Origin of the sequence: Streptomyces sp. MMG1533, from assembly GCF_001279775.1 — a bacterium.
Classification (GTDB): domain Bacteria; phylum Actinomycetota; class Actinomycetes; order Streptomycetales; family Streptomycetaceae; genus Streptomyces.
The window spans coordinates 1-318 of sequence record NZ_LGDG01000159.1 but is presented as its reverse complement, the minus strand read 5'-3'; the positions used below and the strand labels follow the sequence as shown (position 1 = coordinate 318).

The following is a 318-nucleotide window of genomic DNA, read 5'->3' as shown; positions in this document are numbered from 1 at the left end:
CGCGGACCTGACATCCCGCTTCCGCAACACCGGCCAGGCCGACCTCACCGTCAACGGCAAGACCGTCAACGACCAGACGCTCTCCGGCGCGACGACCGGTGCCTGGTCCACCTCCACCAACCGGGTCTACCTGGCCTCCGGCATCAACAAGGTCAAGGTGACCGGCACCAGCGGCACCCTCGCCCTCGACCGCCTGGCCGTCACCCCGTTCGGCGCCACCGACGCCGTCACCACCGGCAACGTCGTCACCTACCAGGCGGAGGACGGCACCCTCACCGGCACCGCGGCCGCCGACACCACCTACACCCAGGCCAACGG

Annotated in this window: 1 pseudogene; it reads left to right on the top strand. The window is 70.8% G+C overall.

The annotated features are described in order from the left end of the window. Positions 1–318 (top strand): annotated as a pseudogene (locus ADK57_RS17405) (hypothetical protein); the annotation flags it as partial.